Annotated in this window: 19 protein-coding genes; all 19 read left to right on the plus strand. The window is 66.4% G+C overall.

The features are described 5' to 3' along the window. Positions 1-4: 4 nt before the first annotated feature. Positions 5-376, plus strand: a complete 372-nt coding sequence (locus C563_RS0118395) for a DUF3040 domain-containing protein (protein ID WP_018763544.1) — start codon at positions 5-7, stop codon at positions 374-376. 332 nt (positions 377-708) lie between these two features. Beyond that, positions 709-1,137 (plus strand): division/cell wall cluster transcriptional repressor MraZ, encoded by a 429-nt coding sequence (gene mraZ / locus C563_RS0118400; RefSeq protein WP_018763545.1) that lies wholly within the window; start codon positions 709-711, stop codon positions 1,135-1,137. A 165-nt stretch (positions 1,138-1,302) separates the two neighbouring features. Next, positions 1,303-2,295, plus strand: a complete 993-nt coding sequence (gene rsmH, locus C563_RS0118405) for a 16S rRNA (cytosine(1402)-N(4))-methyltransferase RsmH (RefSeq protein WP_018763546.1) — start codon at positions 1,303-1,305, stop codon at positions 2,293-2,295. Beyond that, on the plus strand, positions 2,292-2,987 hold the full coding sequence (locus tag C563_RS0118410; protein WP_018763547.1) for a hypothetical protein: 696 nt from the start codon (positions 2,292-2,294) through the stop codon (positions 2,985-2,987). Before rsmH ends, C563_RS0118410 begins: the two co-directional genes overlap by 4 nt. 47 nt (positions 2,988-3,034) lie before the next feature. Next, positions 3,035-4,840, plus strand: coding sequence for a peptidoglycan D,D-transpeptidase FtsI family protein (locus C563_RS0118415; protein WP_018763548.1), 1,806 nt, complete (start codon positions 3,035-3,037; stop codon positions 4,838-4,840). Between the two features lie 96 nt (positions 4,841-4,936). After that, complete coding sequence (locus C563_RS0118420) at positions 4,937-6,568, plus strand: UDP-N-acetylmuramoyl-L-alanyl-D-glutamate--2,6-diaminopimelate ligase (protein WP_018763549.1); 1,632 nt, start codon at positions 4,937-4,939, stop codon at positions 6,566-6,568. A 6-nt stretch (positions 6,569-6,574) separates the two neighbouring features. Next, positions 6,575-8,038 carry a UDP-N-acetylmuramoyl-tripeptide--D-alanyl-D-alanine ligase gene (locus C563_RS0118425; protein WP_018763550.1) on the plus strand — a complete coding sequence of 488 codons (1,464 nt, stop codon included), beginning with the start codon at positions 6,575-6,577 and terminating at the stop codon, positions 8,036-8,038. After that, positions 8,035-9,144 (plus strand): phospho-N-acetylmuramoyl-pentapeptide-transferase, encoded by a 1,110-nt coding sequence (gene mraY / locus C563_RS0118430; protein ID WP_018763551.1) that lies wholly within the window; start codon positions 8,035-8,037, stop codon positions 9,142-9,144. The genes C563_RS0118425 and mraY overlap by 4 nt, the downstream gene beginning before the upstream one ends. Further along, positions 9,126-10,703, plus strand: coding sequence for a UDP-N-acetylmuramoyl-L-alanine--D-glutamate ligase (gene murD, locus C563_RS0118435; RefSeq protein WP_026265089.1), 1,578 nt, complete (start codon positions 9,126-9,128; stop codon positions 10,701-10,703). The genes mraY and murD overlap by 19 nt, the downstream gene beginning before the upstream one ends. Positions 10,704-10,705: 2 nt before the next feature. Next, complete coding sequence (ftsW, locus tag C563_RS0118440) at positions 10,706-12,031, plus strand: putative lipid II flippase FtsW (RefSeq protein ID WP_018763553.1); 1,326 nt, start codon at positions 10,706-10,708, stop codon at positions 12,029-12,031. 6 nt (positions 12,032-12,037) lie between these two features. Beyond that, positions 12,038-13,138, plus strand: a complete 1,101-nt coding sequence (gene murG, locus C563_RS0118445) for an undecaprenyldiphospho-muramoylpentapeptide beta-N-acetylglucosaminyltransferase (protein WP_018763554.1) — start codon at positions 12,038-12,040, stop codon at positions 13,136-13,138. After that, positions 13,135-14,511: a UDP-N-acetylmuramate--L-alanine ligase gene (murC, locus tag C563_RS0118450; protein ID WP_018763555.1), complete on the plus strand. Its 1,377-nt coding sequence runs from the start codon at positions 13,135-13,137 to the stop codon at positions 14,509-14,511. Before murG ends, murC begins: the two co-directional genes overlap by 4 nt. Further along, on the plus strand, positions 14,504-15,421 hold the full coding sequence (locus tag C563_RS0118455; protein WP_018763556.1) for a cell division protein FtsQ/DivIB: 918 nt from the start codon (positions 14,504-14,506) through the stop codon (positions 15,419-15,421). The genes murC and C563_RS0118455 overlap by 8 nt, the downstream gene beginning before the upstream one ends. Before the next feature lie 185 nt (positions 15,422-15,606). Further along, on the plus strand, positions 15,607-16,860 hold the full coding sequence (gene ftsZ / locus C563_RS0118460; RefSeq protein WP_018763557.1) for a cell division protein FtsZ: 1,254 nt from the start codon (positions 15,607-15,609) through the stop codon (positions 16,858-16,860). Between the two features lie 8 nt (positions 16,861-16,868). Beyond that, entirely contained in the window at positions 16,869-17,558 is a 690-nt protein-coding gene (locus C563_RS0118465) for a polyphenol oxidase family protein (RefSeq protein WP_018763558.1), read from the plus strand. Beyond that, entirely contained in the window at positions 17,551-18,303 is a 753-nt protein-coding gene (locus tag C563_RS0118470) for a YggS family pyridoxal phosphate-dependent enzyme (RefSeq protein WP_018763559.1), read from the plus strand. The genes C563_RS0118465 and C563_RS0118470 overlap by 8 nt, the downstream gene beginning before the upstream one ends. A 90-nt stretch (positions 18,304-18,393) precedes the next feature. Next, entirely contained in the window at positions 18,394-18,924 is a 531-nt protein-coding gene (locus C563_RS0118475; RefSeq protein ID WP_018763560.1) for a cell division protein SepF, read from the plus strand. Positions 18,925-19,058: 134 nt separating this feature from the next. After that, positions 19,059-19,346, plus strand: a complete 288-nt coding sequence (locus C563_RS0118480) for a YggT family protein (protein WP_018763561.1) — start codon at positions 19,059-19,061, stop codon at positions 19,344-19,346. Between the two features lie 176 nt (positions 19,347-19,522). After that, complete coding sequence (locus C563_RS0118485; protein WP_018763562.1) at positions 19,523-20,206, plus strand: DivIVA domain-containing protein; 684 nt, start codon at positions 19,523-19,525, stop codon at positions 20,204-20,206. The last annotated feature ends 24 nt before the right edge of the window (positions 20,207-20,230 follow it).

Genomic DNA, 20,230 nt, shown 5'->3' on the forward strand with positions numbered 1-20,230 from the left:
CGTGATGCCGCTGTCGGAGCACGAACAGAAGCTGCTTGAGCAGCTTGAGAAGCAGCTTCACGAGGACGATCCGAAGTTCGCGAACTCGATGGGTTCGGACCCCGGGCGGTCATGGTCCACGAGGCACGTGGTCATCGGAGTCCTGTGCGCGCTTGCCGGCGTCTTCCTGTTACTGGTTGGCGTCACCCTGCAGAACATTTTCGTCGGCGTCCTGGGCTTTGTGGTCATGGGCGGCGGAGTATATTTTGCCACCATGCGCAGTTCCCGGGGCCGCCCTGGTTCCAAGGCCGGAACGGGAAAGGCCGGCAAGCCCCGGAGTTCCTTCATGAGCAGCCTCGAGGAACGATGGGACGAGCGCCGCAGGGGAGAGTCCTGAGCGGCCTCCCGGCTACGCCGCCCCGCCCCTCCATTTCGCTCCCCTGACGTTGGGGAATCGCACGTAAAGGCCCGCTTCGGCGGGCCTTTCCTTGTTTAACCGGCGGGTGGCCGCCTCATGGTCCCGAGTGGGCCGGTTTCGGGTAAAAGTCCTCCACTTTCCACCACCAGGGCATTTTCCGCATCTTTTCAGGGGTGACATCCCATAAACGCGGCGCTGGAAAGGCCGTTTTGCGTTGACTGTGGTGGAAAGTGGAGTAATGTGGAGGACATAAGAGGGTGGTTGCAACACAGGGGATGTGCAGTTCCTGACGGCGGACAGGCGGTGGGCCAGTGTTTCTGGGCACTCACTCGCCACGTCTGGATGAAAAGGGACGGATCATTCTCCCCGCAAAGTTCCGGGAGGAGCTTGCCAGCGGGCTGGTGCTCACAAGGGGCCAGGAACGTTGCATCTACGTCTTCAGCGAGAAGGAATTTGCACGGGTCCACGAGCAGATGCGGGAGGCGCCAATCTCCTCCAAGCAAGCACGTGACTACATCCGCGTTTTTCTCTCTGGAGCCTCGGACGAGGTACCTGACAAGCAGGGGCGCGTGACCATTCCACCAGCGCTCCGGGAGTATGCAGGACTCGGAAGGGAACTTGCCGTGATCGGCGCCGGTACCCGCGCCGAGATCTGGGACGCCCAGGCTTGGAATGAATACCTTGCGGAGAAGGAAACCGCCTTCTCCGAAACTGACGATCCCATTCCTGGCATTCTCTGAATCCGGAACGGGCAGCAGGTGGCTTCTTGGATGAGATCTCCAGCCGGCCCATCGGCTGCCAACCTGGCTCAACTTCCCCTGAGCCAGGCGGGCAGGACGGTAGGCGCGGATGGGGATCTGGTCCCAGAAGCAGAAGGTGACAACGACGGCGGGAAAGGACCAGGCATGACAGATGAACCGAAGCCCACGTCCGAACGCCATGTGCCGGTCCTTCGGGACCGGTGCATCAATTTGTTGGCACCGGGATTTGAAGCTGCGAGGCTGCGGGGCCAGACTCCTATAGCCGTCGACGCGACCCTGGGCATGGGCGGTCACTCAGAGGCGATGCTCCAGCGGTTTCCCGACCTCCACCTCATCGGGATCGACCGCGACGAAGAAGCGCTGGCCCTCGCGGGGGAGCGGCTGGCGCCTTTTGCGGCGCGCACCGACCTCGTCCACGCCGTCTATGACGAAATCCCGGAGGTGCTGGCAGACCTCGGCGTAGCCGAAGTACACGGGATCCTCATGGACCTGGGGGTCTCCTCCCTGCAGCTGGATGAGCGTGAGCGCGGCTTCGCGTACTCCTTCGACGCACCCCTGGACATGCGGATGGACACCAGCCGGGGCCAAACGGCGGCGGATGTTGTTAACACCTACAGCGAAGCGGACCTGGTCAGGATCATCCGCAAATGGGGCGAGGAAAAGTTTGCAGGACGCATAGCAAACCGGATTGTCGCCGCCCGCGCCGTCAAGGAGTTCACCACCACCGGCGAGCTCGTGGAACAGATCCGCTCGGTTGTCCCTGCCTCGGCCGCGAAGTCGGGCGGACATCCCGCCAAGCGGACGTTCCAGGCGTTGCGGATCGAGGTCAACGAGGAACTGGACGTCCTGGAACGGGCCGTACCTGCCGCCGTCGACTCCCTGGCCATGGGCGGGCGCATCGTGGTGATGTCCTACCACTCCCTGGAAGACAAGATCGTCAAGGGCGTGTTCCAGGCGCGGTCCAAGTCATCGGCTCCCCTCGGCTTCCCGGTGGAGCTGGAAGAGCACAAGCCCGAGCTGAAAACCCTCACCAAGGGCACCGAGGTGCCCACCGCCGTCGAAATCGCCGAAAACCCGCGCGCTGCCTCCGCCAGGCTTCGTGCCGCAGAACGAATCAGAGCCAGGAGAGCTGCATGAGCACCGCCGCCGTCAAGAACTTTCCCGTCGTTTCCGGCAGCTCGGCGCCCGCCAGCAGGCCCGCGGGCCGGCCTGACGAAGTTCGCAAGGGACGGACCCCGCTCTCCGTGGTCCGCACGGCCCCGCGCAAGCGCCGGGCCCCGTTCGTCGTGATGTGCTTCGCCATGCTGGCCGTCGCGCTGGTGGCAGTGCTCGTCCTTAACATTTCGGTCTCCACGGCCCAGTACCAGCTCGTTGAGCTCCGGGCCAAACAGAGCTCCTTGACCAAGGCAAACCAGGACCTCACCCAGCAGGTGCAGAACTTCGAGGCACCGCAGAACCTGGCCGCCAAGGCAACTGAACTGGGCATGGTGGCCTCCACGGTCAAAGGCCAGATCGACTTGTCCACATTGTCCGTGACCGGAAAGGCGACGCCCGCGGTCAAGGGCGCACCGGCAGGGGCAGTCATCCCGTCGCCGGCTGTGGCGGGCCAGCTCATCGTGCCCCCGGCGGCCAAGGACGCAACGGCAGGCAAGGCGACGCCGCCGGACGCCGGCAGGACGTCCTCGGCCCCGGCAGCGGAGGCGGCCCAAGCCGCGGCACAGGCACAAGCCGCCGCGCAGGCCGCAGCAGCGGCCGCTGCAGCGGCTCCGGCGCCTGAACTGCACGGCGGCTCCATCCCGGCGCCGCAGCAGAAGGTCCCCGGACAGTAAGTCGCCAGGCAGGACAAGCAGCAGGTCGAACAGCAAGGAATATCACGGTGGCGCAAACGACCGGCAAAGCCGGAAAAGGCAAGGCACCCAACGCCACGAAGCGCTTGCGTCTGGGGCTGGGAATCATGCTCACCCTCCTGCTGGTGGTGGGCGGGAAGTTGTTCCTGGTCCAGGGACTCGACGTCGGCGGCATGGCGGAAGCAGCCCTGAACAGCCGGATGACCTCGGCGATCCTGCCGGCCGAACGCGGCAGCATCCTGGACTCCCGCGGCACCGTGCTCGCCAACAGCGTGATCCGCTACAACATCGTGGTGGACCAGCGCGTCAACACCAAGACAGACTCCTACAAGCGGTACGAACCGCAGGCTGACGGCCACGACAAACTGGTGGACATCAGCCGCGACCAGGCAATTTCGGAACTCGCTGCAGCCCTCGGAATGGACACCGCCGCTGTCCGGGACGCCGTGACCGGCCAGCAGCCCTATTACATCGTGGCCAAGGACGTGAAACCCGACGTCGAGGACCGCATCTCCAAGCTCCAGGTCCCGGGCATTGTTGCCGAGGGCGTCAGCAAGCGCGTCTACCCCAACGGCGCGGTTGCGGGCGGCGTGGTGGGATTCCTGCAGGACGGCACCACCGGCCAGGCCGGCATCGAGCAGACACAGGACGACAAGCTGAAGGGCACGGACGGCAAGCGGCTGTTCGAGATCGGCGCGGACGGACTGCGCATCCCCGTGGGCCTCGACCAGCTGACACCGCCCCAGAATGGCAAGGACGTCAAGCTCACCCTCAACTCCGACCTCCAGTACTTCGCCCAGCAGGCCATCCAGAGCCAAGCGGACAAGCTCAGTGCCGAATGGGGCGTCATCATCGTGATGGATGCCAAAACCGGCAACCTCCTTGCCCTGGCGGACACCAACGCACCCGATCCCAATAACCCGGGGCTGGTGGCCGCGAAGGACCGCGGCACACGTTCAGTGACCGCGGCCTACGAGCCCGGATCAGTGGAAAAGATGATGACCGCGGCGGCGGTCATCGATGAAGGGCTGGCAAGCCCGCTGGACAAGTTCACCATTCCGCCGACGTACACCGTGGACGGCCAGACCTTCAGTGACGCCTTCACCCACGGGACAGAGGAACGGACCCTGGCCGGCATCATCGGGTATTCCATGAACACCGGAACCGTCATGGCCGGCCAGCGGCTCAGCAAGGAACAGCGCTACGACTGGCTGAAGAAATTCGGCATCGGCGAAGCGCCCGACATCGGACTGCCCGCAACGGCAGCGGGCATCCTGTCGCCGGCTGACCAGTGGGACGGACGCCAGCAGTACACCGTCCTGTTTGGACAGGGCGTTTCCCAGTCCACGCTCCAGACCGTCCGCGCCTACCAGAGCATCGCCAACAACGGTGTCATGCTGCAGCCGCGGCTGATCGATTCCTACATTTCCCCCGACGGCACGGAAGAGAAGGTCCCGGCCCAACCCTCGCGCCAGGTGGTTTCGGGAAGCACCGCGCAGCAGGTCAAGGACATCCTGGAGAGCGCCGTCACAGAAGGCGAGATCAAGGACGCCGGTATCGACGGCTACCGGGTGGGTGCCAAGACCGGCACGTCGGAATCCCCGTGTGACGACGGCAAATCAGGCTACTGCGGCTACACGGCCTCCATCGTTGGAATGGCGCCGATGGATGATCCGCGGTTTATTGTGGAGGTGGTGCTCCAGCGGCCGAAGGGCAGCATCTACGGCATCACCAACGGGCCGGTCTTCCGGTCCGTCATGAGCCAGACGCTGCGGACCTACAACGTACAGCCTTCAACCGGAGCGCCGGCCAGGTTGCCCCAGTACGCGAAGTAGCCGCTGCGCCACGCTGGAAACACCAGCAGCATCCAGCGCATCACAGTGCCCGGCGCGAACCATGGCGGGCACGCACTAGCACCATCGGAGATCCCCTTGTCAGAGTTCACGACGCCCGGCGGCGACGCTGCCCGGGATGAAAACCCGGCCCGCTTCCGGCCTTCTGCCGTAGCGCCCGTTCCGCTGGCCGCCGTCGGCAATGCCCTGGGAGTAACGGTTCCCGCTCCGGCCGCCGAGGTGCAGGTCAGCGGCATCTCCATCAACTCCCGCACCGTGGAGCCCGGCGACCTGTATGTGGCACTGCCCGGGGCAAGCCGGCACGGCGCGGACTTCGCCACGGACGCCATCGAAGCCGGTGCGGCCGCAGTGCTGACAGACGACGCCGGCGCCCGGCTCCTTGCCCTTGCCGCGGACACGCCCGTCCCGGTGCTGGTGGTGGACAGCCCGCGGAACGAGGTGGGGCCCCTCTCCGCGTTGATCTACCGGAGCCAGTCCGCGGATGGCCGTCCGCTGCAGCTTTTTGGGGTTACCGGAACCAACGGGAAGACCACCACCACCTACTTCATCACCTCGCTCCTGCGGGCCCTTGGACGGCAGGCGGGCCTGATCGGCACCATCGAAATCCAGGCCGGGGGAGAACCTGTTCCCAGCCTCCTCACCACTCCTGAATCACCCGAGGTCCACGGATTGCTGGCGCTCATGCATGAGCGCGGGCTCGACGCCGCAGCCATGGAAGTGTCCTCCCACGCCATCTCCTACCAGCGGGTGGACGGGCTGCTCTTCGACGTCGCCGGATTCACGAACCTCACCCAGGACCACCTGGACCTGCACGGAACCATGGACGGCTACTTCGCCACGAAGGCGGAACTGTTCACCCCCGCGCGCGCCAGGAAGGCCGTGGTGACGGTCGACGACGAGTGGGGCCGCCGGCTTGCCGGCGATGCCCAGGTGCCGGTCACCACGCTCAGCACCAGCGGCAACACGCCCGCCGACTGGCGCGTGACATCGACGTCGCCGCGCGGGCTCGGAACCGACGTCACCCTCACGGGGCCGGCAGGGGCCGTCCTGAACCTCCACACCGGGCTGCCGGGCAGCTTCAACGTTGCCAACGCGGCCCTTGCCGCACTGATGGTCCTTGCCTCCGGCGTAGACGCCGCAGACCTCCAAGCCGCACTGGACAGTGCCGACCCCTTTACCGTTGAAGTCCCGGGCCGCATGCAGCTGGTCTCCGACCGGCCCGCCGCCGTCGTCGACTTTGCCCACAACACCGACGCACTGGCGCGGGCACTGGAAGCGGTCCGCTCACCCGAGCCCGGCTCACGGCTGATCGTGGTGTTCGGCGCCACGGGGCAGCGGGACCAAGGCAAGCGTCCGGCCATGGGCGCCATTGCCGCGCGACTCGCTGACACCGTGATCATCACCGATGACGACCCGCACGACGAAGATGCCGCGGCCATCCGCGCGGACGTGCTGGCGGGGGCCCGGGAGGCCGTGCAGAATGAAGCGCTTGAAACAGAGCTGCTGGAAGTCTTCCCGCGGGCGGAGGCCATCCGCCGAGCCGCAGAACTCGCACGCCCGCAGGACACCCTTCTTGTCGCAGGCCGCGGCCACGAGGTCTGGCAGGAGGTAAAAGGCGTCAACCTCGCCCTGGACGACCGGGTGGAACTCCGCAGCGCCTTGACAGCCAGGGGATTCAACGTTCTCCATGACGACCGGATAGAGTCCTAGACCGAGATGATTGCATTTACTGCGGCGGAAATCGCCGAAATCACCAACGGGCGCCTGGACGCCGATCCCGGAATTACGCCCCTTTCGGTGGTGACGGATTCACGCGAAGCCACGCAGGGTTCGCTTTACGTCGCGAAGCCGGGCGAACAGGCCGACGGCCACGATTTCGTGGACGCCGCCTTTGCTGCCGGGGCCATTTTGGCCCTCGTTGAACGCCCGGTCGCTGCGCCGGACGGCCGGGGCTACCCGACAGTCCTGGTTGCCGATGCCGTCCTCGCCATGGGCGCCCTCGCCGCCGAAGCAGTCCGACGGATCCGCGCCGCTCGCTCGGCAGCAGGTGACCAGCTGACGGTCGTTGGCATCACCGGTTCAGCGGGTAAGACCACCACCAAGGACCTCCTGGCCGGCATACTCTCCACCCAGGGGGCAACCGTAGCGCCACAGGGTTCCTACAACGGTGAGGTTGGCGTCCCGCTGACAGTGTTCCGGGCCGGAACCGGCACCCGCTACCTGGTCATTGAAATGGGTGCCACGGGGATTGGACACATCCGCTACCTGGCGGAGATGGTCAAACCCGACATCGGAGTTGTGCTCGCCGTAGGAACGGCCCACGCAGGCGAATTCGGGGGAGTGGATAACATCGCCCGGGCCAAGGGCGAGATGGTTGAAGGACTCACCAGTGCGGGCACCGCGATCATCAACCTCGACGACGAACGCGTGGCTGCGATGCGCAGCCGGACCTCCGCGACGGTCCTCGGGTTCTCCGCGGAAGGCCGCCCGGATGCCGTGGTGCAGGCGCTGAATGCCGACACGAACGCTGAGGGCTGCCCGGAATTCGATCTCCAGTTGCCGGACGGCGAAGCGCCACGGCACGTCCGCAGCCGGCTCATCGGCGCCCACCACGTGGGTAACCTGCTGGCGGCAGCCTCAGCTGCGTGTGCCGCAGGGGTGCCGGGGGACCGCATCGCTGAATCACTGAGCCAGCAGGCCGCCGCGAGCCGCTGGCGGATGGAACGCACCGAACGCCCGGACGGCGTCACGATCATCAACGACGCTTACAACGCCAACCCTGAATCAATGCGTGCCGCCTTGCGCACCCTGGCCGACCTTGGCCGGGGCCGCCGGACCTGGGCGGTCCTGGGCGCCATGCTGGAACTTGGCGAAGATTCCATTCGCGAGCACACCGCGGTGGGCACCCAGGTGGTACGGCTCAACATCTCCAGGTTGCTGGTGGTTGGCCGCGAAGCCCGTGCACTCTACGTTTCCGCCGTCCAGGAAGGATCCTGGGGCGACGAATGCCTCTTCGCCGAAACCGCCGAAGAGGCCTACCAGATCCTTGACGCCGAACTGCAGCCAGGGGACCTGGTGCTGTTCAAGTCGTCCAACAGCGTTGGGCTTCGCCATTTGGGCGATCGGATAGCATTACCCCCATCCCCGACACCTGCCGATGAAAGGAGCACTCTGCTGTGATTGCTCTCCTGATCGGTGCGGGCCTCGCCCTGCTGTGCGCCCTCGTCGGCACCCCCTTGTTCATCCGGCTGCTGGTCCGCCGCGGCTATGGCCAATTCATCCGGGACGACGGCCCCACCTCGCACCACACCAAACGCGGCACGCCCACCATGGGTGGCACCGTCGTCGTTGCCGCGGTCCTGCTCAGCTATGGGCTCACCCACCTCATCATGCTGATGATGAACCCCGACTCGCCCGGTCCCTCCGCCTCTGCCCTGATCCTGCTGTTCCTGATGGTGGGCATGGGCCTGGTGGGATTCCTGGACGACTTCATCAAGATCTCCCGGCAGCGGAGCCTTGGTTTGAACGCGAAGGCCAAGCTGATCCTCCAGGCGGCCGTAGGCATCATCTTCGCCATCCTGGCGCTGAACTTTCCCAACGACGCCGGGCTCACGCCGGCGTCCACCAAGATTTCCCTGGTCCGGGACCTGCCATGGCTGGACCTCGCCTTCGGCGGGACTGTCCTGGGGGCGATCCTGTTCGTCATTTGGTCCAACCTGATCGTCACGGCGGCCACCAACGGCGTCAACCTCACCGACGGCCTGGATGGCCTGGCCGCCGGCGCCTCCATCATGGTGTTCGGTGCATATACGCTGATGGGCATATGGCAGAGCAACCAGGCCTGCGGGTCGCCCCGGGAAGCCGGCAGCGGCTGCTACCTGGTCCGGGATCCTCTGGATCTGGCACTGCTTGCCGCCATACTGAGTGCAGCACTGGTGGGATTCCTCTGGTGGAACACCTCGCCGGCCAAGATCTTCATGGGCGACACCGGCTCGCTGGCCATCGGTGGAGCGGTGGCCGGATTCGCCATCCTTTCCAGGACGGAACTGCTCCTGGGGATCGTTGGCGGCCTCTTCGTCCTGATCACCCTGTCAGTCATCATCCAGGTGGGCTACTTCAAAGCCACGGGCGGAAAGCGAGTGTTCAAAATGGCGCCGCTGCAGCACCACTTCGAACTGAAGGGGTGGGCCGAGGTCACCGTTGTGGTCCGGTTCTGGATCCTGGGCGGCCTCTTCGTCGCCGTGGGCCTGGGCATCTTCTACGCTGAATGGGTTGTACTGCTGTGACCGTTTCCCCCCGCCTGGCCAACCTCGTCTCCTGGGACTCCGATTGGGCCGGCCTGCGTGTTGCCGTCACCGGCATCGGCGTCTCCGGGTTCGCAGCGGCAGACACCCTGATCGAACTTGGCGCACGCGTCGTGGTGGTGGATGCCGCCACCAGCGACACAGCGCGGGCCCACGCCGACACCCTGAAAATCGTGGGTGCGGCCGACGTCCTGCTCGGTGCGGAAGCCGTCAACCATGTTCCGCTGATCGACGGCGAACTCCCTGAACTCATCGTCACCTCACCAGGCTGGCGCCCGGACCAGGCCCTCCTCGCCGCTGCGGCCCGTGCGCACATCCCCGTGTGGGGAGACGTCGAGCTCGCCTGGCGGGTCCGGATCAGGGAAGGCCGCAAGACTGCCGACTGGCTGGCGATTACGGGAACAAACGGCAAGACCACCACGGTCGGCCTGACGGAATCGATGCTCCGGGCTGCCGGGCTCAAGGCCATCGCCGTGGGCAATGTCGGGACACCCATCCTCGATGCCCTTCGCGATCCGGTTGACTACGACGTTTTCGCCGTCGAGCTCTCCAGCTTCCAGCTGCATTGGGCCGAATCGCTCTCCCCGGTGGCCAGCGTGTGCCTCAACGTGGCCGAGGACCACGTTGACTGGCACGGCTCCTATGACTCGTACCTGGCGGACAAGGCCAAGGTTTACGAACACACCCAGAAGGCCTGCATCTATAACGCCGAGCAGATTGAAACCGAACGCATGGTGGAAAACGCCGACGTCGTTGAGGGCTGCCGTGCAGTGGGCTTCACCACGGTCACGCCCGCCGTCAGCATGCTCGGAGTGGTGGAAGGGCTGCTCGTGGACCGGGCGTTCATTGAAGAACGCCGCGACAGTGCAGCGGAACTTGCCTCCATGGCCGATCTCGGTCCGCTGGCACCGCGCCACATGGTGGCCAATGCCCTCGCCGCCGCGGGCCTGGTCCGTGCCTACGGGGTTGAGGCCAAGGCTGTCCGCCAAGGCATCCTCGACTATGTGCCGGGGGACCACCGCATCCAGCCGGTGGCTCGCATGAACGGCGTCCTCTGGGTCAACGACTCGAAAGCCACCAACCCGCATGCCGCGTCGGCATCCCTCTCCGCCTTCACCAAGGTGGTGTGGATAGCCGGTGGGCTCTCAAAGGGCGTCAGCTACGACGACCTTGTCAGGCAGCACGCCGCCCGGCTCAAGGCGGTGGTCCTGATCGGAACAGACACGGGCCCGCTGCGTGAGGCCCTCCAGCGACACGCGCCGGATGTCCCGGTCATCGAGCCGGACGCGGGCGACACTGAAGAGGTGGAGACTGCTTCGGCGCCCGGTGCCACACCGGCCGGATCCCCGGCCAACGGACAAGTGGTGATGACCCGGGCCGTCGCGTCAGCAGCCCGGCTCGCCGAATCAGGCAACACCGTGCTGATGGCTCCGGCAGCGGCCTCCATGGATCAGTTCTCTTCCTACGCTCACCGTGGTGGTGCATTCATCGACGCTGTCCGCGAGCTGGTGGAAGGGCAGGCCCAGACCGGCGAGGAGTAACAATGGTCAGCACGCCCACCCGGCCGCCGGGCAGCAAGTCGCGCTCCGGTTCCGCAGCCAAGGACGCGCGGCCGCCGGCTTCAGCCCGGATGAGACTGCAGGCACTGCACCACAAGTTCTGGTCCGCCCTGGAGGGTACCGGAACCTCCAGGAACGGCTCCACCTACTACCTGATCCTCGGAGCCACCCTTGCGCTGACCGCCATCGGCATCATGATGGTCCTCTCCGCTTCCAGCGTCGAATCGATCGCAGCCGGCAAATCCCCCTATGGGGACGCCATGAAGCAGGGCGTTTTCGCGGCGATCGGTATCTTCACCATGTTCGTCCTTTCGCGCATCAACGTCGTGTGGCTCAAGCGGCTGGCATGGCCCGCCGTCGGTGCCGCCGTGCTGCTGCTGGGGCTGGTCCAGGTAGTCGGCTCGGAGATCAACGGCAACAGGAACTGGATCGACGTCGGCGGCATCACCTTCCAGCCCTCGGAAGCGGCAAAGCTGGCCCTTGCCCTCTGGATGGCCACCGTCCTGGCCATGAAGGGCAGGCTGCTCAGCCGGTGGCAGCACGTGTTGGTTCCGGCGGTCCCCATGGCCGCGGTCGTCATCGTCCTGATCCTGGTGGGCAACGACCTCGGCACGGCCATGATCATCATGATGATCGTGGCCGCGGCCCTCTTCTTCGCGGGCGTACCGCTCTATCTGTTCGGGATCGCGGGCATCATCGCCGCCGCCGGTACCGCCTTCATGGCCGTCACCAGTTCCAACCGGATGTGCCGGATTACCTCCTGGTGGACCGGGCAGTCCTGCGCCGACGGCATCGACGCCAACTACCAGGCAACCAACGGCCTCTACGGCCTCGCCTCCGGAGGCTGGCTCGGCGTGGGCCTGGGCCAGAGCCGGCAAAAGTACAGCTGGATCCCCGAGGCCCACAACGACTTCATCTTCGCCATCATCGGCGAGGAACTCGGCTTGGTGGGGACCGTCGTCGTACTGGTCCTGTTCGCCATCCTGGGCGCCGCGATCTACCGCGTCGTGGTGGCACAGGAGGACATGTTCCACCGCGTCCTGGCCGGCACCATCATGGTCTGGCTGCTGGGGCAGGCCACCGTCAATATGTCCGTGGTCACCGGGCTAATGCCCGTCATCGGCGTGCCGCTGCCGTTCATTTCCTACGGCGGCTCGGCCCTGCTGATGTCACTGTGCGCCATCGGCGTGGTTCTTTCACTTGCCCGGGAACAAATGGCCCCAGCCATCCGGCCCAAACGGATGCTCAAGCTCAAGGCCCGGAAAGACCGCCACAAGAGCCAACCCAAGAATTCCAGAAAGCGTGCTTAACCTCAGATGACACCTGCCACACCCTCTATCGTCCTGGCCGGCGGCGGAACCGCCGGCCATATCAGCCCGCTGCTCGCCATCGCCGCGGCGCTCCGGAGCGAAGCGCCGGGGGCGGACATCCTTGCCGTCGGAACACCCTCGGGGATGGAAACGCGGCTGGTGCCGGCGGCCGGCGTCCAACTGGCCACCATCGACCGCGTGCCCTTCCCGCGGAAACCGTCAGCGGACCTGTTGCGCCTGCCCGGCAGGCTGGCCGGCGCCGTCCGCCAGGCCGGGGCCATCCTGGACCGGGCGCACGCTGATGTTCTGGTGGGAGTGGGAGGGTATGTCTGCACCCCCATGTACCTGGCCGCCCGAAAGCGCCGCATTCCCGTGGTGATCCACGAGGCCAACGCGCGCCCGGGACTGGCCAACCGGGTCGGGGCATTCCTCAACGGCAGGGTGGCCGTGGCATTCGAAGGCACCCCGCTCCGGAACGCCGTCCACGTGGGAATGCCCATGCGGAAGGAAATCTCCGGGCTGGACCGCAAAGCTGCCAGGACTACGGCCAGGGCAGCCCTGGGGCTTGATCCCCAGCAGCCCACGTTGATTGTGACGGGCGGTTCCTCCGGGGCGCAAAGCATCAACCGGACCATCGCCGCCGCCGTGGGCCGGCTTGCCGACGCGGGCATCCAGACGCTGCACGTCACCGGCCGCGGCAAGACCGTGCTGGACGGGGCCGGCCAACCCCTCACCGCAGCCGGGTACCGGCAGGTGGAATACATCGACGGCATGGAGCTCGCCTACGCCGCGGCGGACCTCCTGCTGGCACGCTCGGGCGCCGCGACCGTCTGCGAGGTAGCCGCCGTGGGCGTTCCCGCCGTCCTGGTACCGCTGCCCATCGGCAACGGTGAACAGGCCCTCAACGCCGCCGGCCTGGTGGCCGCAGGCGGCGCCGTGCTGGTGGCCGACCGTGATTTCACGCCCGACTGGGTGGAACGCGAACTGATCCCCCTGGTCACCGACAAGGCCCGGCTCGCGGCCATGGAAGCCAAGTCCTACCGGCTCGGTATCCGAAACGCCGACCAGCGGATGGCTGGTCTCGTCCTGGAAGCGGTATCCGCATGAACCCCCACACCAACGCAGGCACGGACATCCTCGGCAAGGTGCACTTCATCGGCATCGGGGGAGTGGGCATGTCCGCCGTGGCACGGATCATGGTGGCCCGCGGCGTCCCGGTCAGCGGATCCGATGCCAAGGACCTGCCCGTCATGTCGGACCTCGCGGCGGCCGGTGCCCGCATCGCGGTCGGGTACGACGCGGAGAACCTGGGAGACGCGGAGACGGTGGTGGCCGGATCGGCCATCAGGGACGATAATCCGGAACTGGCTGCCGCGAGGCAGGCAGGGCTGCCAGTCCTGCACCGCTCCGAGGCCCTCGCCGCCACCATGGGGGATGACGCCGTGGTGACGGTGGCGGGAACGCATGGAAAATCCACCACGACCTCCATGATCACCGTATTGCTGCGGGCCGCCGGGCTGGACCCCTCCTTCGCCGTGGGGGCCAACATTCCGGCGCTTGGCGTCAATGCCGCCCACGGGACATCGGGCATCTTCGTGGCGGAGGCCGACGAATCCGATGGCTCCTTCCTCAATTACCGGCCACGGATCGCCGTCGTCACCAACGTCGAGCCCGACCACCTCGACTACTACGGCACAGCCGAAGCCGTCTACGAGTCCTTCGACCGGTTCACCGCCCTGCTGCCCCCTGACGGGCTCCTCATTGCCTGTGCTGACGACGCCGGGGCGCTGGCCCTCGCGGAAAGGACCAGGGCCCGCGGCGCCACGCGGGTGGTCCTGTACGGCACGAACGAAGCCGCGGACGTTCGGTTGCTCGACGACGGTCCTGGCCGCGTCGCCGTGGCAAACCCCGCCGGGCAGTTTCCGCTGGCCTTGCAGGTTCCCGGCCGGCACAACGCACTCAACGCCGCGGCGGCGTTTGCCGTGGCCCTGGAGCTGGGCGTGGAGCCGGCGGCCGCCGCAGCCGGCCTTGCCAGCTTCTCGGGAGCGTCCCGCCGCTTCGAACTGAAGGGCACGGCGAGGGGGGTTCGCGTCTTCGACGACTACGCCCACCATCCCACGGAAGTCCGCGCTGCCCTTGCCGCGGCCCGCTCCGTCGCCGGAGACCACAAGGTGCACGTCCTGTTCCAGCCGCACCTGTTCTCCCGGACCCGGGAGTTCGCCGCCGAATTCGCCGATGCCCTGAACCTGGCAGACACCGCCCTGGTCCTGGACATCTACCCTGCCAGGGAGGACCCCATTCCGGGCGTCACCAGCCAGCTCATCGCCGACCACCTCACCGGGGGAGGACGGCTGGTAGCCGCCGATGACGCCGTCGCCACCCTGGCGGCAGCTGCTGGCGACGGCGACGTCGTCCTCACTGTCGGTGCCGGCGACGTCACGGCCTACGGTCCCCGGATCGTGGAGGCGCTCCATGCCTAGCTCGCGCCGGCCCACCTACGCCCCTCCGAAGGGAAGCAATCGTGCCGACACCACGGCGGGCACCGCTTCCCGGAAAGACCCGGCGAACGGGGCGCCCCGTGCCACCGGTGGGGACGTCATCACCGCCTCCCGCGGCATCCAGGACCCGGCCCCGGAACAATCGGCGACAGCGCAGGAACCCGCCGGCGCGACGGTCCTGGCGTTCCCGGAGCCCAAAGCCAAACGACGCCGGAAGAGATTCCTCATTGCCCTCGGAACCGTGTTGGTGCTGGTGGCAGGCATCCTGGCCGGTGCCATCTATTCACCCGTCCTCGCCCTGCAGACGATCTCGGTCAGCGGCACCCGGCTCCTGACGCCCGCCCAGGTCCAGGCGGCCCTGGAGCCGCTCCGCGGCAAGCCGCTGCCACAGATCAGTGAAGACGACGTACGCGGCCTTCTCGGGCCCCTGGTCCAGGTCAAGTCCGTCTCGGTCGAGGCACGGCCGCCTTCCACGCTCGCCATTTCCGTGCATGAGCGGGTTCCGGTAGCCCTGGTCAAGCAGGGGGAGCAGTACCAGCTGGTGGACGTCGACGGCGTCCAGCTCGGTACCACGGCCGACCCGGCATCGGCCTCGCTGCCGGTGATTGACGGCGGTGCCGGAGCGATCGGCCAGGACCTGTTCCGTGCCACGGCGGCAGTCCTGGGTGCATTGCCCGCGGACGTGCTGGCCAAGCTGTCCAACGCCTCAGCCCAGTCCGTGGATGCCGTGGAGCTGAAGCTTGTGGACGGCCAGACGATCGTGTGGGGCAACGCGTCGGAGAAGGAACTCAAGGCCAAGGTGCTGGCCGCGCTCCTGAAGGTTCCGGCGGATCCGAAGAACCCCGTCAGGGTCTACGATGTCAGTGTGCCCCGGCACCCCGTGACGCGCTGAGCGCTTTCTTTCCCCGTATTAATCCGACACGCGGACCCGGTCATTGAATGTCGGAACCAGAGGAAATACCGTCACAGACATGAGTTACTTGACATAACTATAACCTTCAAGTCGAAGGTTAAGGTTGCAGACTTCAAGCTCACCATCAGTTTTCGCAATACAGACACGAACAAGGGACACGTAACGTGGCAGCTCCGCAGAATTACTTGGCCGTCATCAAAGTCGTCGGCATCGGCGGCGGTGGCGTGAACGCAGTCAACCGCATGATCGAGGTCGGCCTCAGGGGTGTTGAGTTCATCGCCATCAACACCGACGCCCAGGCCCTGCTGATGAGCGACGCCGACGTCAAGCTCGACGTCGGGCGCGAGCTGACCCGAGGCCTGGGTGCCGGCGCCAACCCGGAGGTGGGCAAGCAGGCTGCCGAGGACCACGCTGACGAGATCGAAGAAGTCCTCCGCGGCGCCGACATGGTCTTCGTGACCGCCGGCGAAGGCGGCGGAACGGGCACCGGCGGCGCTCCCGTCGTCGCCCGGATCGCACGCTCCCTGGGGGCCCTGACCATTGGCGTGGTCACCCGACCGTTCACCTTCGAGGGCCGGCGCCGCGCCGGCTCCGCCGAGGCCGGCATCGACGCCTTGCGTGATGAAGTGGACACCCTGATCGTGATCCCCAATGACCGCCTGCTCTCCATCAGCGACCGCAACGTTTCGGTGCTGGACGCCTTCCGCTCCGCCGACCAGGTCCTGCTGTCCGGTGTCCAGGGCATCACCGACCTCATTACCACCCCCGGCCTGATCAACCTCGACTTCGCGGACGTCAAGTCCGTGATGCAGGGTGCCGGTTCCGCGCTCATGGGCATCGGGTCGGCCCGCGGCGAAGACCGCGCCGTCAAGGCTGCCGAACTGGCCATTGCCTCCCCGTTGCTGGAAGCCTCCATCGACGGCGCGCACGGCGTGCTGCTCTCCATCCAGGGCGGCTCCGACCTGGGCCTGTTCGAGATCAACGAAGCCGCACGGTTGGTCCAGGAGGTGGCCCACCCCGAGGCCAACATCATTTTCGGTGCCGTCATTGACGACGCCCTGGGCGACGAAGCACGCGTCACCGTCATCGCCGCCGGCTTCGACGACGTCAAGGCCACCTCACCGTCCATGGACCAGTCACAGCCGCAGACCGCCCCCCAGCGGCCCGCTGCCCCCGCTGCCGCCCCCGCCTCGGCCCACTCCCAGGGCGGAAACCACCAGGGCAACGGAAGCCACCAGCAGAACGTGCAGCCCATCCACGCCGGCGTTGGTGCGGCGGGCCTGAGCAACTGGGGCCAGCAGCGTCCGTCTGCCGTCCCGGCCGACTCCGGCTTCGACGTCGACCTCCCGTCCGTAGTGGAGCCGGACCTGACCGGCAACCACCCGGACGACCTGGATGTCCCCGACTTCCTGAAGTAGGCACCGGCTTGTTCCATTGGCGCGCCGACATCCTGCCCGGGGTGTCGGCCGCATTCACCGACGCGAGTGCCGGAAACCTGGCCCTCCACGTGGGAGACGACCCCGCCCGGGTCATGGAGCGCCGGAGCCGCCTGGAGGAATCCATCGGCGCCGCTCCGCGGTCACTGCGCTTCATGAACCAGGTCCACGGAACCACCGTCGCTTTAATGGACGCGGACTCTCCCGTTCCCGAAGCCGACGCCATGGTGTCCCAGGGCATTCCCCTGGCCGTCATGGTGGCGGACTGCATCCCGGTCCTGCTCGCGGGGGAGTCGGCCAACGGGCCGGTTCTCGCCGCCGTCCACGCCGGCCGTCCCGGGACCGCCAACGGTGTGCTCCCGGCGGCCGTGGAGGCCATGGAATCCCTGGGGGCGTCCCGCGTCCGTGCCTGGCTGGGGCCCTCCATCTGCGGTGCCTGCTACGAAGTACCCGCCGCGCTGCGCGAGGAGGTAGCCGCCAAGTTGCCCGCAACGTGGAGTACCACCTCCTGGGGGACCCCCGGGCTGGACCTCCCGGCCGGTGCCCGGAGCCAGCTCAAGGCCGCCGGCGTGGAAGTGGCCTACTCCGGTCCCTGCACCCTCGAGACCGACACGCTGTTCTCCTACCGCCGCAACCGGAACACCGGCCGTTTCGCCGGACTGGTGTGGTGCCATGACTGAGTATCCGCAGGACCCCCGGGACCCGGCGTCCGATCCCCGCGCCGCGGAACTCGCCATCAGGCTGGCCGCGGTACGCCACCGGATCGCGGCCGCCGCCGAGGCGAGCGGCCGCAGCGGCCGGCCGCCGTCGCTCATCGTGGTCACCAAGTTCCACCCGGCCGCGGACATCCGCCGGCTCGCGGCCCTCGGGGTCACCGATGTGGGCGAGAACAGGGACCAGGAGGCAGCGGCGAAGGCCGACGAACTGGCCGGACTGGCCCTCAACTGGCATTTCGTGGGCCAACTGCAGAGCAAGAAGGCAAGATCGGTGGTCCGGTACGCCGCCGCCGTCCACTCAGTGGACCGCCTCCAGCTCGTGGACGCCCTCGGCAAGGCAGTGCGAAACGAGATGGATTCCGGCGGGCGGGACCCTTTGGCGTGCTTCATCCAGGTCAGCCTGGAGGACGACGGCGGCACGCACCGCGGCGGGGCGGCCCTGGCCGATGTGCCACTCCTGGCGGAGAGGATCGCCGCGTCAGCCGGCCTCCACCTTGCCGGCGTCATGGCCGTTGCGCCGCTGGGCGCGTCACCGGAGCCGGCCTTCGAGAAGCTCGCTGCGGTCTCGGCCCGCCTGGTGGCCGACCACCCGGGGGCGGCTGCCATCTCGGCCGGCATGAGCCAGGACCTGGAGGCGGCCATCAAGTTCGGGGCGACACACCTGCGGATCGGTTCCGATATTCTCGGTTCGCGTCCCGCGGTGGGGTAGCGTCGGACCTGTTGGAAGTGATGGGCGGGGGACTCCAGTGCTGTCAAGTCATTGGGCGGCCCGCTTACGGGACACGATTAGGAGTCGACCATGGCCGGCGCTCTGCGCAAGACAATGATCTATCTTGGGCTCGCCGACGGCGATGAGCATTACGAGTCCGAGCAACAGACCACACGTAAGGATGAGGACGAACCCATGGAAGTCGACCGCGAGGAACGCCGTGCCCCGGCACCGGTCCGCGAAGTCAGCCGTGAGGCGTCCTACACCCCTGAAGAGGAATACCGCGCCCCAGTGACCCCGATTAAGCGTGCGGCCTCGAGCCGTGAAGAAAACACCGGACTTCGGCAGATCACTACCATCCATCCCCGCTCCTACAACGATGCCAAGCTCATCGGTGAGAGCTTCCGGGACGGTATCCCGGTGATCATGAACGTCACGGACATGGGCGAGGCAGACGCAAAGCGCCTGGTGGACTTCTCGGCCGGACTCGTCTTCGGCCTCCGCGGCAGCATCGAACGGGTGACCAACAAGGTGTTCCTGCTCTCGCCGTCCTACGTCGAAGTGATCGGTGACGACAAGAAAGTCAGCGACACCCAGGCCAGTTTCTTCAACCAGAGCTGACGGCCAAGGCCGACGACAGATGCCAGGCAGGGACACCTGTCTGGCATCTGTGCTGAAATAGACTTGACAACTGCAGCACACCGCGGCATCCGAACGGGATGGTCCGCACGAAATATGGAGATATGAAATAAGTCATGGGAATTGTTTTCGGACTTCTCTATCTCGTGTTGCTGCTGTTCTTCGTGGCCCTCATCATCCGCCTGGTCTACGACTGGGTGCAGATGTTCGCGAGGGAATGGCGGCCACGCGGTGCGGCCCTCGTGGTGGCGCACGCTGTGTATTCCATCACTGATCCGCCGCTCAAGGGGCTGCGGCGGTTGATCCCGCCCCTTCGGCTTGGCGGCATCTCCCTGGACCTGGGCTTCCTGATCCTGTTCATCGGCGTCAGCATTGCGATGAGCATCACCAGGAATCTGGCCTGATCCACCAACAAAGACTTGGCAATGCAGGATGATCCTCCCGGGAACAGCTACTGTAAAGCGAAGAAACCTCCCGTTTGACACCGCGGTGTTGAATTAGAGTAAGCAGACCAAATTTAGGTACCGTAGTTTTGACGGCCGGAAGGCCTACTGACTAACCAGACCAGTGAGGTGACCAGATGGCTTTGACGCCAGAAGACGTTGTCAACAAGCGCTTTCAGCCCACCAAGTTCCGCGAGGGCTATGACCAGGACGAGGTTGACGACTTCCTGGACGAAATCGTCGTCGAACTCCGCCGCCTGAACCAGGAAAACGACGAGCTCCGCAAGAAGCTCGCCGACGCCGGCTCCAGCGTCCCGGCAAGCACCACCGCCGCACCTGTGGTTGAGAAGGTCCCCGCCCCGGTCAAGTCCGACAAGGATGAGGCCCGCGAGAAGGCTGAAGCCGAAGCGAAGGCCGCCGAAGCCAGCAAGAAGAAGGACGTCGAGCCGGCCGCTCCGGTTGCAGCCGCCCCCGCAGCGCCCGCCGCCTCCACTCCTTCCGCCGAGTCCGCTGCCGGCCTGCTGGCCATGGCGCAGCAGATGCACGACCGCCACGTCGCCGAAGGCCAGGCCCAGAAGGACAAGATCATCGCCGAGGCGCAGATCGAAGCCAGCAGCCTCGTCAACGACGCACAGGAAAAGTCCCGCAAGATCCTGGGCGCACTGGAGCAGCAGCGTTCGGTCCTCGAGCGCAAGGTGGAGCAGCTCCGCGGCTTCGAACGCGACTACCGTTCACGCCTGAAGGCCTACATCGAAGGCCAGCTCCGCGACCTGGACGCACGTGGTTCCGTTGCGACGCCGGAAGTCAGCGAAGCAAACTAACCCTGGCAACACGTATTCTGAAAG

The organism is Arthrobacter sp. 135MFCol5.1 (assembly GCF_000374865.1).
Lineage (GTDB): Bacteria > Actinomycetota > Actinomycetes > Actinomycetales > Micrococcaceae > Arthrobacter.

Excerpts from the sequence above, each read along its gene's own strand:
- C563_RS0118395 (WP_018763544.1), top strand. The coding sequence starts at position 5 with ATGCCGCTGTCGGAGCACGAACAGAAGCTGCTTGAGCAGCTTGAGAAG.
- rsmH (WP_018763546.1), top strand. The coding sequence starts at position 1,303 with ATGACAGATGAACCGAAGCCCACGTCCGAACGCCATGTGCCGGTCCTT.
- C563_RS0118410 (WP_018763547.1), top strand. The coding sequence starts at position 2,292 with ATGAGCACCGCCGCCGTCAAGAACTTTCCCGTCGTTTCCGGCAGCTCG.
- C563_RS0118425 (WP_018763550.1), top strand. The coding sequence starts at position 6,575 with ATGATTGCATTTACTGCGGCGGAAATCGCCGAAATCACCAACGGGCGC.
- murD (WP_026265089.1), top strand. The coding sequence starts at position 9,126 with ATGGGTTGTACTGCTGTGACCGTTTCCCCCCGCCTGGCCAACCTCGTC.
- ftsW (WP_018763553.1), top strand. The coding sequence starts at position 10,706 with ATGGTCAGCACGCCCACCCGGCCGCCGGGCAGCAAGTCGCGCTCCGGT.
- murG (WP_018763554.1), top strand. The coding sequence starts at position 12,038 with ATGACACCTGCCACACCCTCTATCGTCCTGGCCGGCGGCGGAACCGCC.
- murC (WP_018763555.1), top strand. The coding sequence starts at position 13,135 with ATGAACCCCCACACCAACGCAGGCACGGACATCCTCGGCAAGGTGCAC.
- C563_RS0118455 (WP_018763556.1), top strand. The coding sequence starts at position 14,504 with ATGCCTAGCTCGCGCCGGCCCACCTACGCCCCTCCGAAGGGAAGCAAT.
- C563_RS0118470 (WP_018763559.1), top strand. The coding sequence starts at position 17,551 with ATGACTGAGTATCCGCAGGACCCCCGGGACCCGGCGTCCGATCCCCGC.
- C563_RS0118475 (WP_018763560.1), top strand. The coding sequence starts at position 18,394 with ATGGCCGGCGCTCTGCGCAAGACAATGATCTATCTTGGGCTCGCCGAC.
- C563_RS0118480 (WP_018763561.1), top strand. The coding sequence starts at position 19,059 with ATGGGAATTGTTTTCGGACTTCTCTATCTCGTGTTGCTGCTGTTCTTC.
- C563_RS0118485 (WP_018763562.1), top strand. The coding sequence starts at position 19,523 with ATGGCTTTGACGCCAGAAGACGTTGTCAACAAGCGCTTTCAGCCCACC.